A 16854-nucleotide genomic window follows, 5' to 3' on the forward strand; every position below is an offset into this window, starting at 1 on the left:
CGCGCCCGTTTGCCAGGCGGAACAGGTCATCCTCATCAAGCCCCAGCAGCGGCGATTTGAGGAGGCAGGCAAACGTCAGATCATCGTCCGGCAGCAGCACGGCATCGCCGAGCGCCAGCAGATCCATGACCGCGATATGTTCGACAAGCTTCAGCCGATCAGCGCCGGCAACCGGGACACCCTGCTGTTTCAGCGCACGAATCATTTTGTCAAAAAACGCCTTGCGTCGACGCACCAGGATCAGCACATCGCCAGCCGCAAGCGGGCGCAGCCGGCCATGGTCGTCAACCTGATCATGGCCGATGGCAGAAGCGATATGTCGGGCAAGCCGGTTGGCAAGATGCTGCTCGGGGTCGACGACGTCCTGCACCAGAAAGGGATAGTCCCAGCCGTTGAGCTTGTTGCTGTCGGCGGGAGGCGGCGCGAGCGGCCAGATATCGACCCGCCCCGGTACGCCTTCTCGCGCGCAGCGATGGTCAGGAAACTGGCTGTCACTGGTGACGCCTTTCAGCCGCTGCAGATCGCTGAAGACGGTCGCAACCGCGCCAAGCACCGGTTCGGTTGATCGAAACGACAGGTCGAGGACAACATTGCGGAAATCGAGGCCCGCCTGTGTCGCCTTGCTGGCGATACGCAGCCGTTCACTGTCAAAGAGCGCAGGCGCGGCGCCCTGGAATGAGAAGATCGACTGCTTGTCATCGCCCACTACAAAGAGCGTGCGTTTGTTCTCGGTGGCGCCCTTGCCAGCAAAGAACTCTTCGCTTAGCCGGCGTACCAGCTGCCATTGCTCGTGCGATGTATCCTGCGCTTCGTCGATGAGGATGTGTTCGATGCCCTGGTCAAGCTTCCAGCGCACCCAGTCACCGGCCCGCCCGTCGAGCAGGCGGTTGGCGGCCGCGATCAGATCATCAAAACCGAGAAAGGCTTCGCGCGCTTTGGATCGTTCGATATCATCGATGACGGCACGGGCGAGAATGGTGAGCGCCAGTGAAATCTGGCAGGTCTCCAGCGCCCGGCGTTGAGCAATGAGTGCCGAGATGCGCGTCAGCTCGCTGTGCATGAGCGCGTACAGCTCTGGCGCCACCTTCAGTAGTTTTGCCGGCACCAGCCGGCTGGCACTTCGAGGTCTGCCTTCTCCGGTCAGAAAAACAGCTCCGTAGGCACGCGCCTTTTGCCGGCGATCGACGGTCTCAAGTGCTGCCTGCAGCCGGTCTGAAAACTTTTCCTTGTCGCTGGTCTGGTTTTCCTGCCCCCGGATTTCGGCGATTGCCGCTGGCCATTCAGCAGGAGCAAGCGCTGCCTGTGTTAACAGCGCGTCGTCTATTGCCTCGATGGTGAGGTCATCGGCGATGTCGAGCACCCGCCGCAACCGCTTGGCAAGCGCAGGCGCATCGTCAAGGTTTGGCAGAATGTCGTCGATGATCGAGCGGAAGCCGGAGGCCTTTTTGACCTGGGTGGTAAAGCGATCCTCATTGGCGAGCAGCGTGATGTCGCCGAGAGCAGCGCCCACAAGGCTGGACGGCTCGGCAAGGGCTGCTTCCATCACGCGCCCTGCCGCCGCTGTGAGGAATTCCGCCTCGCTGGCGCCGTCAAGTTCACGAAAATTGGCGGGAACACCAGCTTCAAACGGAAATTGATGGAGGAGCGCGTCGCAGAAGGCGTGAATGGTCTGGATCTTCAGGCCACCCGGTGTCTCGATGGCCTTGGCAAAAAGGCCACGCGCATCCTGCAGCATGCGTGCTGATATTTTGTCTGTCGCCTGATCCTGCAAGGCGCCAAGGGACGCCCTCAGCGCCTCATCGCCCATGCCAACCCAGTCGCCGAGATCGGAGAGCAGGCGGTTCGACATATTGGCGGCTGCCGCCTTGGTGAAGGTGAGGCAGAGGATGCGCTCTGGTCTCACCCCCTGGAGAAGCAGGCGCTTCACGCGTTGTGTCAGCACATACGTCTTGCCTGAGCCGGCGATGGCGGAGACGAAAACGACGGCCTCGGGATCGCTGGCGCGGCGCTGGTTCTCGCGCGTGCGCTCATCAACGATATGGCGCGCTGTGCTCATTCCTCGCCGCCTTCGGCTGCAACGCCCCATTCGCGGACACGGGCAAGGTGCAGATAATCATTGTAGCGTGGCGCTTTGGCCGCATGCCCAAGCGCCCGATAAGGAGCGTCCGCCTTGTCAAACGCTGCTATCAGCTGATGCAGACCGGTCCATGCCGCATCGATCATGTCGGCAAGGCTGTCGCCTTTCTCCGCCTTGACGACGTCTTCCTCGGCAGGGGGATCGCCACCCGAAAGCTTGACGTAAAGCAATTCGTCAACCGGCGCGCCTTGCCCTGCCGTCGCGGCAAATGCGCCGTTCTGCAACATCGCTGCTTCAAGCGTCAGCTGCGGGGCAAACCCGTCCTTGATGTCACGTCCCGTCGGCACAGCGCCTGTCTTGAAATCGATGAGTTTCGTGCTGCTCGGGCCAATCTCCAGCCGGTCGGCGCGACCGCGCAGCGTAAACACGCCCGCCGGTGCCGGCCAGGTGATACGCCCCGATGCCTCAATCTCCACCTGGGCGCCGGTCATCCGCCGTCTCTCATCAAAGATGAGGAACCAATCGAAAATACGCAGGAAACGCGGCCACCAGAACGCGCGGACCTGAGGCCAGGCGCTCTCAGCCGCAAATTCCCTTTCCGCCATCGCCAGAAGGGTGGCACGGTCACGCTCGCCGTGTGCCAGCCCTTCCTGGACGCGCTCAAGGCAGGCATGGATGAGCGTGCCGCGCTCGCGTGCGTCAATCGTTTTGTCGAGATCCTCCAAAGCGCGCAGTTTCAGGACATGCCTGGCATAGATCGCGTAAGGGTCGCGGATCAGCGTCTCGATCTCTGTGACTGAAAGCGCGCGAGGCCTGACAGCGAGCGGCGGGCGCGGTTCTGGCTGTGGACAGGGCCGGGGCTCACCATGGCCGGCGTCGATCATGCCGGCAAGGTCAAGGAAGGTCTGCCCCTTTTCGCGCAACACCTGATAGGGGCTCTCGCCGATCACCGCCGCCAGACGTTGCAGCCAGCGCGAGGGAACGCTCGGTGCCGTTCCAGCCTTCAGCGCGCGGGTGAGGATGACATCGCGCGCGCCCAGCGCCTGGGTGAAGTCATGAGCGGCAAGGCCGATGCGTTGTTCGGGCGCTGGCAGCGACATGGCAAGCCGCATCCCGCGCGACAGCCACGCATCGGTGCGCGCGGTGGCCGGCCAAATGCCCTCGTTGAGCCCGCCAAGAATAACGAGGTCAGCTGGCAGCAGCCGTGCCTCCAGCAAGCCGTAAATGCGCAGTCTGGAATGACCCTCGTTTATCGCGCGTGCCGGCTGATCCTGCATGAGCGTCTCGACCGCGCCCGCATATTCCCGCGGATCGATGACAAGCCCGCTTTCGGCCGCATCTGCCAGCTCGTCGAAAAACGTCCACAAAACGCCTTCGCCGGCGTCCTCCGCCGTCCCGTCGATGAGGTGGGCAAGGGCCGCACGATGCATATCCGCCACATCGATCATCGCCATGGCCTCGCGGCTCGTCAGGCAGGTGGCTAATGGCTGTAGAAACATTTCGAGCCGCTCGACGAGGTCAAGGGTCAGCGTAATGTCGCCAGGGGTCAGGCGGACGTTCTCCTTGCCGCTGTTGCACAGCGCCAGCGCTGCACGCAGGCCGGCAATCCCCGTCTGTGGTCGCAGCCCGCGCAGGGCTGCTTGCTCAAGAAGCGATACGGCATGCAGCAACTTCTCGCGCGCAAGACCGAGCCGAACCATCGGATGCTTGAGAAGGGCGAGGAGCGGCAGAGCGGCGAAGTCCTGCGCGGCGGTTTCCGCAACAAGGCGCGCCAGCACGCCAGGCGTGGTCTCCGACAAGGGCGTCCCGGCGGTATCGTCGACCGTCAGATCAAATCGTTGCAGCTCGGCAGTGACGCGCCGTGCCAGCGCCCGGTTGGGCGTGATGAGGGCGATGTGAGCGCCCGGCGTTTCGAGCCCGTGGCGCATCGCCAGCGCGATCGCCAGGCCCTCTTCTTCTTCGCTTGCCGCTTCAATCAGGCCAACGCTGCCGAGTGCCAGGCTGATCACTTCCGGGGCAGGGGGAGAGAGATTCCACTGCCCTGTTGCCTCAGCCGGCCACATGACGCGGCTGAAGAGCGCTTCGCGTGCCGAAAGGGCGTTATCAAGGTCCTGATCGAGGTGCACCACTGCGCCGTCCGGTGGCAGATGGCAGCGAGTGACAAGCGCGTGCAGGCTGGACTGCGGATGGCTGGCAACGCTCTGCCCGCTGCTGGTGCCGGCGATGTTCGCCCACAGCTGTGCGCTCAGATGGCGGTCATAGCCGGGAAGAACCAACGCGCCCCTGGGCAGGCGGGAAATCGCCGCCAGAAGCTCGGCTGTCGTTGGTATCGACCCTGTTGAGCCGGCAGCAATCACCGGTTGGTCGGGAGCGTTGCCGAGCCGGGCCAGCTCCGCTTCCATCACGAGGCGCCGGCGCTGTGCCGGATCAATGCTGCCATGGGCTGCCAGAAAACGCGGCCAGCCCTGCCGCGCCACTTGCAGGAAATCATGAGTAACCTGCCAGTGCTCCTGCAATTCCTGCGGCAGGATAGCATCGAGATTGTCCCACGGCACGCCCTGGGTAGAAAGAAGATCCATCAGCCGCGCCAATTCGCCGGCGAGGAAGGCGGCATCGCCAGCCGTCAAGCGGCGCGTGCCCTTTGCCTCTCCCGCCGCATTGCCCCACGCCAGAATAAAGCGCGTCAGCGTCGTGCGCCTGAGCAATCCGGGAATGGCGGGCGGTAGATCAACCGCACTGTCGTCAATTGCGGCGGACAGGTCGACGGCGTTTTCCTCCTCATCACCAATGGCGCGGATGCGTGGCAGCAAGAGCGCCGGCCCGCCGATATCGAGAAAGCAGTCGAGCACCGCCCGGCAGGCGCGGCGGGTGGGAAGAAGCAGTGTTGCGCGCGCCAGCGACAAGGGATCGGCAGGATCAGGAAAACCGGCAATCAGCCGCCCGTTCAGAAGCGCGTTGACAAGGGTGGCGAGAAACCGCTTTCCCGGCGGGATCGAGAAGACGTTGGGTCCGGCCCCGTTCAATCGATGCCCTCGTTTCAGGCGGCGCTGCGCGCCACGCACTCTTCCGCCTCGCGAATGGCGTCAGGCGTACCCACATGCATCCAGATGCCGTCAAGCCGCAGCCCGAACAATCGCTCGCGCGCCAGCGCCTTGTCAAAAATGCGGTTGAGTGAAAACGGCGTTTCAGGCGTGTTGTCGAACAATTCGGGCTTCAGGATAGCAAAACCGGCATAGGCGAATGGTACCACCTGCCGCTCCGTCCGCCGTTTGAGCCGCCCATCCGGGTCCATGGAAAAATCGCCGGCGCCGCTGAAGCCGATGCTGGTCGCCATGGCTGCCAGCAGCAGCATGGCGTCCATCGTGTCAGCATCCCACTGCGCCAGCATCCGCCCGACATTGTCGCGCGCCCCTTCGATCCACAGCGTATCGCTGTTGGCGATCATGAAAGGTTTGCCGGCAAAATGAGACAAGGCCTTGCGCACGCCACCGCCTGAATCAAGAAGCTCGTCGCGCTCATCCGAGATGATGATCGTCGGGTGATGGCGGCGCCTGAGATGGGCTTCGACGAGATCGGGCAGGTAATGAACATTGACGACGGTGCGTTCTGCTCCGCCGGCCTCGAGGCGGTCGAGGACGTGATCGATCATCGCCCGACCGTTGACCTCGATCAGCGGCTTTGGTGTATGCGCCGTGATCGGGCGCATGCGGGTTCCAAGACCGGCAGCCAGCACCATGGCGGTTGGCGACAATCCATGCGCGCTAAAGGCACTCACGACGAACCACTCCCTGGACCTGTGACTGGCGATGGCGGGACGTTTTCCTCAAACCACCTGCGTATATCGGCAAGGGCCGGATGGAGGAAGCAACGGCCAAGATAACGTCTGATGCGCGGAATATGGCGCAGATAGCCCGGCTTGCCATCCTGCGCTGCAAGCCTGGCAAAGACGCCGAGGATGCGCGTCGCGCGCTGGGCGCCACAGATAGCAAAACTGGCTGTGAAGCCCGCGTCATCGAAGCTGGTGTCCTGTGCCTGGCGCCCGGAAATATAGCGAGCCAGCAGGCTATCCTGAAGCTCCTCGCCGACATCAACCCGGGCATCCTGGATAAGCGACACAACATCATAGGCATAGGGGCCAAGGCGCGCATCCTGCGTGTCGATGAGGCCGATACGCGCAATGCCCCGGCGGGCCGCCAGCCAGTGCAGATTAGGTGAATGATAATCAAACAATGTCCAGGTCCGTGCCGCGCTTTCCAGCTGATCAAAGGGTGTACGCCAGGCGGCAGCGAAGCCGGCGCGCTGGATGGGTGTTGGCTCTCTGCCCATCAGGCCGCCAAGGTATTTGTGAAGAAAAAGGCCTGCTTCGACCTCAAGCGCTTGTCGCGAATAGCGCGGCAGGCGATGAGACACACCCTCGGGCCCTCGCGCCAGCTCCGGCCATGGCTGCGCATGCATCGCCAGCAAGACGTCGATCGCCACTTCGTAGCGCTCTGCCACCGGCTCGCCGTCAATCACCACATATTCTGCGCCGAAATCTTCAAACAGCACGGCCTTTGCCGCTCTGCTGAAGGCGTGAATGGCGGGACTTGATAATCCGCGCCGGTTGAGTTCGCTTGCAATCGCCACCACCGGCGCGATGTCCTCGTTAGGCGCCAGGTGCACAAGCTCCATATAGGCCTTGCGTTCGGCCGAGACCGCGCGATCGGGATGCGCATCGGCATTGAGGAGAACAAGCCGCTGGTGCCCGTCGCGCCGGATGCTCTCATAGGCACGCGGCGATGCATCACCCTGCAGAAATATGCGGTGGGCATCGCCAAGTCCCGCCCCCGCCAGAAACTGCCTGAGATCGGCGAAGCGCTGCAGGCGCCGACGATTGTCGTCACCATGAGCGAGAACCATCGCCTGGCGCTGATCAAGGCCGGACAGGTGAAGCGCAAAGCCGGTTTCAGAATAGCGGCTGGGCCCTTTTTCAGGCCATTCGACCAGGACGGCGCTGCTTTCGAGCGCGTCATCAAGACCCAGCTCATCGGCGTCATCGGGTGATTGCAGGCGATAGAAATCGCTGTGCAGCACGGGAAAGCGGAAGCTCGCGCCGGCATAGGGCTGAACGAGAGTGAATGTCGGGCTGGGAACCTCGAGCCTCTCGTCGTTGGCAAGGGCCCGCAAAATGGCGCGCGCCAATGTCGTCTTGCCAGCGCCAAGCGGCCCCGAAAGCGTCAGGCAGTCACCTGGCCTGAGAAGAAGCGCCAACGCCTCGCCAAACCGGCGCGTTGCCTCTTCGTCCGGTAATGCGACAGTCAGAGATGCGTTCACAAATCCCGCCGATCATTGCGGGCGCTGGTCGAGGCGATGCTGCTCGAGCGCCCGTTCCGGGAAGGTGCACCGCACCCGGGTTCCCTGGCCTATCTGCGACTGCAGCGTGATGTGGCCGCCATGCAGTTCGACGAAGGATTTGACAATCGACAGGCCAAGACCTGCTCCACGATGGTCCGTGCCATTGGCCTTGGTGGAAAATCGATCAAAGACATGCGCCTGATCTTCCGGCGCTATGCCAGGGCCATCATCCCCCACCTCGAAGATGATATCCTGTGCCTGACTGCGGCTGGCTGTCAGCGACACCGACTGGCCGCGCGTGGAAAAGCCGATGGCATTCGACAGCAGGTTGTAGAGGACCTGACGCACCCGCTGCGCATCGGCGTTGAAGGCACCGATGTCGCCATTGACTTCCACGCTGAGTGAAATACCCGCCTCCGCACAGCGCTGGCGCAGCGCGCCCGCTGCGCTTGCCATCACCTCAAGCGGCTCGACACGGGTGATATCAAGGGCGATAGCCCCGGCATCAATGGAGGCAAGGGTGAGGATATCGTCAATGATGGCAAGAAGCGTGTGCGACTGCGAGCTGATATAGCCGATATATTCGCTTTGCCGCGACAGGGCGCTTGCGTCGTGTGTCGTGTCGCGCGCTTTTGCCATGAGCACCGGATCGGCAAGCATTTCGGTGAAGCCGATGATGCTGTTGAGCGGTGAGCGCAACTCGTAGGACACGTGTTGGATAAAGTCATTTTTCAACTGATCGGCATCCACAAGCGCCTTGTTGCGTTCCTCCAGGGCAGTTTTAACTCTGACCGCTGCCGTCTGATCAACAAAGGTGACGAGCGTTGCCCCGCCTGGTAAGGGGCGGCTTGATACATCGATCACCACGCCGTCGCGCCGCGACAGGCTGGTCGTGAAGACGCTGCGGTCCTCGCCCATGGCGATGACGCCGTTCTTCAACCCTGACCAGACCGGCGGATCGTCATGAAGGACGGCAAACCAGGCGATCAGCTCATCGATATGCGGGTGCTTTTCGAGATCAAGCGTATCGGCCTCGTCGACGCGCCACATGCTGGCAAACGCCGGATTGAACAATTGCAGCCGTCCATCGGAACCAAACACAATGACCGCGTCGGTGAGGGCCTCGAATGTCTGGCGTTGCACCCGCTCATGGGTGGCGTAGCGCCGCCGCAATTCTTCAAGCTCTGACAGGTTCTCATTGATGATGGTATAGCCGCCATCGCGCGTCGGCAGGCTTGCAACCCGCAACACCCTGCCTTGTGGCAAGTACCAGGTCTCGTCGACCGCGCCTTCCCGCGAGCGCGTCAGATAGCGCTTTTTCCAGCCATTGAAATCGCGCTCATCGGGCAGAAGGCGCAGCGCCCGCAAATGATCGAGGATAGCTTCGTCCTCGGGATTATCCGCAATGAACGCGTCATTGATGTCCCACAATTCACGCCATGCCGGATTGGCATAACGCAGCCGCTGATCGGCGCCAAAAACGGCAATCCCCGTGCGCAAATGTTTGAAGGCGTTCTGCTGCGCCGACAGCAGTGCCGACATTTCGCCGCGCACTGTTTCAAAGTCGGAAATGTCGAAGGCGAGCGCTGCAACTGATCCGCCCATTGGCAGCAGCGATATGTCATAGCCGCGCTTGCTGGAGCCGCCCTCCAGCACGATGCGCTGATGCCAGGGCTTGCCGGCGCGCCATGCCTCCTGCGCGGCTGCGCGCTGTTCAGGACCAATATTCGCCCACCCATCTGTGCCGCTTGGAAAAGGCGGTGCGGCTGCGCTGGCTGCATTGCGCCACACAATGGCTCCGCTGACATCCTGGATCCAGGCCGGATGGGGCAGGTCAGCGAGCAGCTTTTTCGCCGCTTCGTCGGATGATGGCAGGGCGCGTTCAGCCACCGGCACGGCGCGCAGGACCAGGATCGCATTGTGACTGGTGTAAAGCCCCTGCGCGTTCAGCCGTTCCCCTTTGCTTGTGGTCACCGTCTCGCTGAACGTGGCACCGCGCTTCCACAGCTGCGCGAGATGTGCCGTCAGCTTCTCCGCGCTCGGCCCGTCAAGCCATGTGTCAAACATCATGAACGGGCCGGCGCGCGAGGGGATCGTCTCGCTCATCGTGAGTGTGTTGCGCAGGTATTGCGGCAGGCCTCCCGGTTCATCCCACACCGCCATCACCAGGGCGTCCTGGCCAATCACCGTCTCGACCACCGCGAGGCGTTGCGCCTGGCGCGATTGCTGAAGGAGGAGATCGCTGTCCGCGCCGGTAAGCCGGTTGTGCCCCCGCCAGGTGAAGAGGCCGGCAAAAAACAGCAAAACAAAGAGGATAGCGGCAATGACCGCAGTGATCACAGTGGGATGGCCAAGCGATAGGGAAGGCGCTGATGCGCCGAGCAAAAGCGACACAGGAAGAAGAACGCTCAGCCTTGTGATGGCAGAACCTGTCCTCTTGAAATTGTCGCAAATACTCATCTGCTCGACCCTGATCGCGCGTTGTGCATGGCGGGGAGCCCGGTGATTGATCGCGGCCCGTCGCAAAAGCGAATCGCGTCGAACATGCCTGATTTGAGCATCCGCGCCTACGAGTCCGAAACGGGAACGCATCTTGTTCACATCAAAGTCGAGAAATTTGTGCGTCAAAACAAAAGGCCCCGCCGAAGCGGGGCCTGAAAAAGGTCGGTGAGCCCTGTCGCTTAGTAGCGATAATGATCCGGCTTGAACGGGCCTTGCTGGCCAACGCCGATGTAGGAGGCCTGATCAGCGCGCAGAGTGGTGAGCTTCACGCCGATCTTTTCCAGATGCAGCATGGCGACCTTCTCATCAAGGCGCTTGGGCAAGGTGTAGACCTTCTTGTCGTACTGGCCGGGGTTGGTCCACAACTCGATCTGGGCAATCGTCTGGTTGGTGAACGACGCCGACATGACGAAGGAGGGGTGGCCCATGGCATTGCCGAGATTCACCAGGCGCCCCTCGGACAGCAGGATGATACGACGACCGGAGGCCAGTTCGATCTCGTCAACCTGCGGCTTGATGTTGTTCCATTTGAAGTTCTTGAGCGAAGAAACCTGAATCTCGTTGTCGAAATGGCCGATATTGCAGACAATCGCCCGGTCCTTCATCGCCCGCATATGCTCGATCGTGATGATGTCCTTGTTGCCGGTGGCGGTCACGAAAATGTCGGCGCGCGGCGCTGCATCTTCCATCGTCACCACTTCATAACCTTCCATCGCCGCCTGCAAGGCGCAGATCGGATCGACTTCCGACACCATGACGCGGCAACCAGCCTGGCGCAGAGAGGCGGCCGAGCCCTTGCCCACATCGCCGAAGCCGGCAACGAAGGCGACCTTGCCAGCCATCATCACGTCAGTGCCACGGCGGATCGCGTCAACAAGCGATTCGCGGCAACCATAGAGATTGTCGAATTTCGACTTTGTGACGCTGTCATTGACGTTGATCGCCGGGAACAGCAGCTTGCCGGCGCTGGCGAGCTGATAGAGGCGGTTGACGCCCGTGGTTGTTTCTTCCGAGACGCCGCGGATCGAGGCTGCAAGCTCGGCGAACCAGCCCTTGGGCTTTTCGATGAGTTTCTTCTTCAGCAGCGCAAAGAAGATTTCTTCTTCTTCCGTTCCCGGCTTGTCGAGGAAGGCAGTATCGCCATTTTCCGCCCGCAGGCCAAGATGAACGAACATGGTGGCATCGCCGCCATCATCAAGGATCATGTTGGGCATGCCGCCGCCATGCCAGTCAAAAAGCTTGGCCGTGTAATCCCAGTATTCAACCAGCGTTTCGCCCTTGTAGGCAAAGACAGGCGTGCCGCCGGCCGCAATTGCGGCAGCTGCGTGGTCCTGCGTGGAATAAATGTTGCACGACACCCAGCGGACATCAGCGCCCAGCACTTTCAGCGTTTCGATAAGAACCGCCGTCTGGATCGTCATGTGCAGCGAGCCGGCGATGCGCGCGCCCTTGAGCGGCTTTTTTGCACCGTATTCCTCGCGCGTCGCCATCAGCCCGGGCATTTCGGTCTCAGCAATGGCGATTTCCTTGCGGCCAAATTCCGCGAGGCTGATATCCTTGACGATGTAATCCTGAGCGGCCATGCCGAAAGCTCCCGTGACAAATTGGCGTTGTTAGTGTCCGTGCGAGCCTATAACCGGCCTTGTCGTCGTTCGCAATAGGAAATAAAGATATTTTTATATATTGAACAGCCGTGCGTTTGCCGGCGGGTTATTCCTCTTCGCCGAAGCGATTGAGAATAAGCGCTGAAATAGCCTCAAGCGCGGCTGCCGCATCCGCCCCGTCACAATGGACGGTAACGGTGGTCCCCGGCGCTGCCGCCAGCATCATGAGCCCCATGATGGACGTGCCGCCCACTGTTTCGCCCGCACGACTGACCCAGACTTGTGAGGAAAATCCTTCAACCAGCTGCACGAGCTTGGCGGAAGCGCGGGCATGGAGACCGCGCTTGTTGAGGATAGGAAGCTCGCGCATCAACGCGCTGTCAGGGAAATCAGCCGGCATCAGGGCACCTGCACAAAGGGGTGCCAAACTGCTTGAAATCAAGTGTGAATGCAAGGTGTTGGGTGGTGTTTAATTACCCGCCAGCACCCGGCTTGCGGAGCGGATGTATTTGCGCCCCGCTTCCTCCGCGCAGGCAACAACATCACGCAGCCGCCCGTCATGGCGCGTTTTGGCCAGTTTCACCAACATCGGCAGATTGACGCCGGCAATGACCTCGTAGGCGCCTTCATCCATCACCGATATGGCAAGATTGGACGGGGTACCGCCGAAAAGATCGGTCAAAATGACCACACCATCGCCACTGTCGACGCCCATCGACGCGTCGAGAATGTCGCGCCGCCGGCGCTCCATGTCATCATTGGGGCCGATACAGATGGTCGCAACTTGTTTTTGCGGACCAACCACATGCTCAAGAGCTGACCGAAATTCTTCGGCAAGCCGCCCGTGAGTAACCAGAACCAGGCCGATCATCGACTCGCTCTAACTGTGAGTGCCACTCAACCGCAACCGCAGACCGGCCGGGCGAGTTACATGGGCTTTTTTGCAGTGCAACGCAAGTTATCCAGCACGCTTACAAACAGTCAAGATCAAGTCTCGTTCCCGACAGACCCAGCACCGCCAGCACGAGGGAGGCCGGGTCAGAGGCCCTGGACGCGACATGAACGCATTGAAGTGCAACGTTCTCGATCATGACATGATCTTGGTATTCATCAGGTAAACGCAACGATGAGCCAAGCTCGATCACCGCCTTCACAACTGCGTGTGGCTCATGGGCGACCCGGAAAATACCCTGTCCCCGCACTTCGATGAGGCCTTCCAGCGGGGGCGAGGGCGAGGCAATCAGGCGGCCGCCTTCCTGCCTGACGATGGTCTGGTCATCGGCCACCAGCCGCACGAGTGTCTGCCCGCCATGCGGACGCAGGGGCGGCCTGGTCATCAGGCTCCACGCCAGCGCGGATTTCCCGCTGCCCGAGGGACCTCTGATCAAGAGAGCGCCAGGTCCAACCAGCACCGTCGTTGCATGCAGACGCACCATCGTCAGCTGGCCGGCAAACGAACGACGAAACGCGCGCCCGCAACCTGCGGCAGGCCGTCCCCATCACTGACCGTGCGATTGCTGGCGATGATCCGCCCGCGATGGGCCTCAACGATCTGTTTGGTGATCGACAGGCCAAGGCCGGAATTATTGCCGAAGGCACTTTCCGGGCGGTCGGTATAAAAGCGCTCGAAAACACGCTCGATCGGTTCAGCCGCAATCCCTGGCCCATCGTCATCCACCGTGATCTCGATGACGCCGCCCTCGCGCTTGGCGGAGACCCGGATCTCGCCACCCTGATGAGAAAAGGAGCGCGCATTGTCGATCAGATTGGTGAAGACACGCGCCAGCCTGCCGCCATGGCCGCTGGTCATGAACGTTCTGGCTCCCAGGGCATGGCGCTCCAGGGTGAGCCGGATGCTCGGCCCATCGGTTTGCGCTGTGTCGTTATAATGGCTGCAAATGCCGATCAGGATGCCACCGACATCAATCGCCTCGCGCTGTTCGCGCTGCAGTTCAGCATCAAGCCGCGAGGCATCCGCGATATCGGTGATGAGGCGGTCGAGACGGCGCACATCGTGATTGATGACGTGAAGCAGGCGGCGGCGCTGATCATCTGTGCGCGCCAGAGGCATGGTTTCAACCGCGCTGCGCAGCGAGGTCAGCGGGTTTTTCAATTCATGGGCAACATCGGCTGCAAAGCGCTCGATGGCCTCGATGCGCCCGTAGAGTGCGGCTGTCATGTCGCGCAGCGCGCCGGAAAGATGGCCGATCTCGTCCTGACGGTCCGTGAAATCGGGAATCTCGGCGCGCGCCCTCGACAGGCCGCGCACTTTTTCAGCCGCCTCCGCCAGCCGGCGGACCGGCCCGGCAATCGACCCCGACAGCAGCAGCGACAGCACCAGCATGACAGCGCACGCGACCGCAAACACGCGCAGGATTGCCAGCCGTTCGGCATCAATGATGGCATCGATATCCCCCCCTTGCGTCGACAGCAGCAGGGCGCCAATCGCACTGCGTGCCTTCTGCACGGGAACGGCAACCGAGACGATCAGTTCGCCGCGCTCGTTGACGCGCACCACCGGTGCCGAGCGACCGGCGAGCGCCAGCACCACTTCCGGATATCCTCTGCCCTCAGTGGCGCCGAGCTCGCGATAGCGCGGCAGATCGTCACGTGCGAAAACAGCGCGCAACGACCGCCACGCCTGATCAAGCAGGCCTGGCTTGACGCCGGGGCGCAGGGCATCAGGGCGGATCGCTTCGCCGCGCGTGAACAGGAAACTCGAATCAACGACGAGCGCCCCGTCATTATCGTAGACCCTGGCGCGCAATTTCGCTGGCGCGATGAGGCGGCGCAGCAGCGGCGCCACCTGTTCGGGATTGATGCCAAACGACAAGCGCTCGCCGTCCCCTGGACTATCCTCGCCGTCGCCGCCAACCAGCGCGCCGGGATTAAGCGCAATCGCCCCGTCATCGACCGTCGCGTTGCCAGCAATCGCTGCTGCGATGATCTCTCCCTGCGTCAGCAGGCTTTGCACCCGGGCGTCGATGAGCCCGGCACGAAACTGGTTCAGATAAAGGATGCCGAAGAGAAGTGCGGCGAGCCCGGCCAGGTTCAAGATGACGATGCGCCGGCTGAGCGATGAAAAGAAATAGTCGACGATGGCACGCCTGCCTCGTCGCAGGCGCAGCAGCACGGCGCGGAAAAACGGCAGATGAGCCGGCAAAGCGCGCGCCAATGTCAGGCGTGCCATGTGCAGCCATCGCCGCCGTGGCGTGCTCGTCTGAATTGCCATCACCGTCTGCCCGCTCGCTGATCGCCCGCACGGGCGATAGCGCAGACGTGTCGCGGGTTCCTGTTGCATGCATCGCGCCACATCGCTGCCGGGCCTCCTCGCCGGACGATACCGCCGGCGTGTGCCTTGATGCAATCATACAGGCGCCGGTGACGACGGCCCCGGGGGCCCGAGCCTAGATTTCCTTGAAGCGGTAGCCGACGCCGTAGAGCGTCTCGATCATGTCGAAATCATCGTCCGCCACCTTGAATTTCTTGCGCAGGCGCTTGATGTGGCTGTCAATGGTGCGGTCATCGACATAGACCTGATCGTCATAGGCCGCATCCATCAGGGCATTGCGGCTTTTAACGACGCCCGGACGTTGCGCCAGCGCATGCAGGATCAGGAATTCCGTGACAGTCAGAACCACGGCCTTGCCCATCCACGTGCAGGTGTGGCGCTCCGGGTCCATGCGCAGATGCCCGCGATCAAGCGCCTTGTTCCCCAGATCTCCCGCCTTGGTGGCAGCGCCATTGGCCGCCGCCGCCTCCTTGCCACCGGCGCGGCGCAGAACCGCCCGCACCCGCTCAACCAGCAGGCGCTGGGAGAAGGGTTTGCGCATGAAATCATCAGCCCCCATCTTGAGGCCGAACAATTCGTCGATCTCTTCATCCTTGGAGGTCAGGAAGATGACAGGCATCTCCGATTTCTGCCGCAGACGGCGCAGCAATTCCATGCCGTCCATGCGTGGCATCTTGATATCAAGAATGGCAAGATCAGGCGGGTTGGTCTTGAACCCCTCCAGCGCCGACACGCCGTCAGTATAAGTTGAGATACGATAGCCTTCAGCTTCAAGGGCAATTGAAACAGATGTCAGGATGTTACGGTCATCATCGACCAGGGCAATGGTAGGCATCGGCACCTCGTGTTAGGAAAGACAGACCATAGAACGAAGAGGGGCCGAATTGTGGCAAAGCGGACAGTAATAACAAAGACGCTACAACCAATTGATATCAAAAAAGAAATTGCATATCGCCATGGCTGAGCCTGACGAAGGGCGTACGGGGGATCGCCGTCCCTTGGGCGCAATCACTCCCTCCGCCGCCCGTCTTCCTGAGGTCGACGGGGCGGCATTCGACACGATGGGCGTCGCCAGACGCTTGCTGCGCGCCAGCGGGCAGGGGACGCTCGCCACGCTCGATCCTGCAAGCGGCTATCCGCTGGCAACCCTTGTCACCTGCGCGCCTGCAGTGAATGGCGCGCCACTCTTTTTCCTCTCCGCCCTCTCCCTCCACACCCGCAATCTGCAGGCTGATCCGCGCGTCTCTCTCCTGTTGATGGCCGGTGGCAAGGGCGATCCGCTCGCCCATCCGCGCCTGAGCCTTGTCGGGCGCTGTCTGCGCGATGACGATGACACGGCAAAACCCCGCTTTCTCGCCCGCCATGCCAAGGCGGCGCTTTATGCCGATCTGCCGGATTTCGCCATGTGGCGGCTGGAAATCGACGCGGCTCACCTCAATGGCGGTTTTGCCCGCGCGCGCATGCTGACACCGGGCGATCTGCTGTGTGAGCCTGCGGTCAGCGACGCCTTCGCGGCGCAACAGGCAGTGGTGCTGGCCCATTTGCAGCGCCACGCGCATGCCGATATCGCCCGCCTTTTGTCAGCCGATCCGCAGCACGTCACCCTTCTCGCGGTTGACGCCGATGGCCTTGACCTGACGCTTGGGGGACAAGGACGCCGCCTTGCCTTTTCCCGCCGCCTCAACGCGCCTGACGAGGTGATGGACGCCGTGTCACAGATGGCCGGCAACGCCCGCAGCCCGGCACCGTGAGCGCGGCGATGGGCGCCTGGTTGGCGGGACACCACTGCAATCCGCCACGCCCGGCGTGGCAATGCCGGCTCATCACCAGCCAACCTCACTCGTGGTCATTGCCCGATACAAGATGATCAGCTAAACCGACGACAGGCACCCGTAGCTCAGCTGGATAGAGCGCTGCCCTCCGAAGGCAGAGGTCACAGGTTCGAATCCTGTCGGGTGCGCCAATGATGTCAATGTGTTAGGTGATATTTTTCCATTGGCGAAAAGTCACAGGTAGCACATAGGTACCAGCTTTTCAGAAGTCGC

12 protein-coding genes and 1 tRNA gene are annotated in these 16854 nt (G+C 61.8%); 2 read left to right on the forward strand and 11 right to left on the reverse strand.

What is annotated here, in order from left to right; genetic code table 11:
- From ACINK1_RS12540 to ACINK1_RS12590, 11 genes are all read right to left on the reverse strand, one after another.
- The coding region (locus tag ACINK1_RS12540; RefSeq protein ID WP_395760147.1) for a UvrD-helicase domain-containing protein at positions 1-2056 on the reverse strand (2056 nt) is incomplete at its 3' end.
- Positions 2053-5100 carry a double-strand break repair protein AddB gene (gene addB, locus ACINK1_RS12545; RefSeq protein WP_376802055.1) on the reverse strand — a complete coding sequence of 1016 codons (3048 nt, stop codon included), beginning with the start codon at positions 5098-5100 and terminating at the stop codon, positions 2053-2055. The genes ACINK1_RS12540 and addB, both read right to left, overlap by 4 nt.
- 14 nt (positions 5101-5114) lie before the next feature.
- On the reverse strand, positions 5115-5813 hold the full coding sequence (locus ACINK1_RS12550; RefSeq protein ID WP_376802075.1) for a nucleotidyltransferase family protein: 699 nt from the start codon (positions 5811-5813) through the stop codon (positions 5115-5117).
- A gap of 35 nt (positions 5814-5848) precedes the next feature.
- On the reverse strand, positions 5849-7390 hold the full coding sequence (gene tsaE / locus ACINK1_RS12555) for a tRNA (adenosine(37)-N6)-threonylcarbamoyltransferase complex ATPase subunit type 1 TsaE (protein WP_376802056.1): 1542 nt from the start codon (positions 7388-7390) through the stop codon (positions 5849-5851).
- Between the two features lie 12 nt (positions 7391-7402).
- On the reverse strand, positions 7403-9751 hold the full coding sequence (locus tag ACINK1_RS12560; RefSeq protein WP_376802057.1) for an ATP-binding protein: 2349 nt from the start codon (positions 9749-9751) through the stop codon (positions 7403-7405).
- A gap of 341 nt (positions 9752-10092) precedes the next feature.
- Positions 10093-11496: an adenosylhomocysteinase gene (ahcY, locus tag ACINK1_RS12565; RefSeq protein WP_376802058.1), complete on the reverse strand. Its 1404-nt coding sequence runs from the start codon at positions 11494-11496 to the stop codon at positions 10093-10095.
- Positions 11497-11623: 127 nt separating this feature from the next.
- Positions 11624-11917 carry an HPr family phosphocarrier protein gene (locus ACINK1_RS12570; RefSeq protein ID WP_376802059.1) on the reverse strand — a complete coding sequence of 98 codons (294 nt, stop codon included), beginning with the start codon at positions 11915-11917 and terminating at the stop codon, positions 11624-11626.
- A gap of 69 nt (positions 11918-11986) precedes the next feature.
- Positions 11987-12388, reverse strand: a complete 402-nt coding sequence (locus tag ACINK1_RS12575) for a PTS sugar transporter subunit IIA (protein WP_376802060.1) — start codon at positions 12386-12388, stop codon at positions 11987-11989.
- 100 nt (positions 12389-12488) lie between these two features.
- Positions 12489-12953, reverse strand: coding sequence for an HPr kinase/phosphorylase (locus tag ACINK1_RS12580; protein ID WP_376802061.1), 465 nt, complete (start codon positions 12951-12953; stop codon positions 12489-12491).
- A 2-nt stretch (positions 12954-12955) separates the two neighbouring features.
- Entirely contained in the window at positions 12956-14818 is a 1863-nt protein-coding gene (locus tag ACINK1_RS12585) for a stimulus-sensing domain-containing protein (protein WP_376802062.1), read from the reverse strand.
- Between the two features lie 106 nt (positions 14819-14924).
- On the reverse strand, positions 14925-15644 hold the full coding sequence (locus ACINK1_RS12590) for a response regulator transcription factor (RefSeq protein WP_376802063.1): 720 nt from the start codon (positions 15642-15644) through the stop codon (positions 14925-14927).
- Between the two features lie 121 nt (positions 15645-15765).
- Between ACINK1_RS12590 and ACINK1_RS12595 the strand changes: the two genes are divergently transcribed.
- Both ACINK1_RS12595 and ACINK1_RS12600 read left to right on the forward strand, forming a co-directional pair.
- Positions 15766-16560, forward strand: coding sequence for a HugZ family protein (locus ACINK1_RS12595; protein WP_376802064.1), 795 nt, complete (start codon positions 15766-15768; stop codon positions 16558-16560).
- Positions 16561-16695: 135 nt separating this feature from the next.
- A tRNA-Arg gene (locus ACINK1_RS12600) sits at positions 16696-16772 on the forward strand.
- The last annotated feature ends 82 nt before the right edge of the window (positions 16773-16854 follow it).

Origin of the sequence: Raskinella chloraquaticus (SeqCode), from assembly GCF_021731865.1 — a bacterium.
GTDB classification, from domain to species: domain Bacteria; phylum Pseudomonadota; class Alphaproteobacteria; order Rhizobiales; family UBA4765; genus Raskinella; species Raskinella chloraquaticus.

Coding starts and splice junctions, on each gene's coding strand:
- ACINK1_RS12550 (WP_376802075.1), bottom strand. CDS start 5,813: ATGGTGCTGGCTGCCGGTCTTGGAACCCGCATGCGCCCGATCACGGCG.
- ahcY (WP_376802058.1), bottom strand. CDS start 11,496: ATGGCCGCTCAGGATTACATCGTCAAGGATATCAGCCTCGCGGAATTT.
- ACINK1_RS12570 (WP_376802059.1), bottom strand. CDS start 11,917: ATGCCGGCTGATTTCCCTGACAGCGCGTTGATGCGCGAGCTTCCTATC.
- ACINK1_RS12575 (WP_376802060.1), bottom strand. CDS start 12,388: ATGATCGGCCTGGTTCTGGTTACTCACGGGCGGCTTGCCGAAGAATTT.
- ACINK1_RS12580 (WP_376802061.1), bottom strand. CDS start 12,953: ATGGTGCGTCTGCATGCAACGACGGTGCTGGTTGGACCTGGCGCTCTC.
- ACINK1_RS12585 (WP_376802062.1), bottom strand. CDS start 14,818: ATGCAACAGGAACCCGCGACACGTCTGCGCTATCGCCCGTGCGGGCGA.
- ACINK1_RS12590 (WP_376802063.1), bottom strand. CDS start 15,644: ATGCCTACCATTGCCCTGGTCGATGATGACCGTAACATCCTGACATCT.
- ACINK1_RS12595 (WP_376802064.1), top strand. CDS start 15,766: ATGGCTGAGCCTGACGAAGGGCGTACGGGGGATCGCCGTCCCTTGGGC.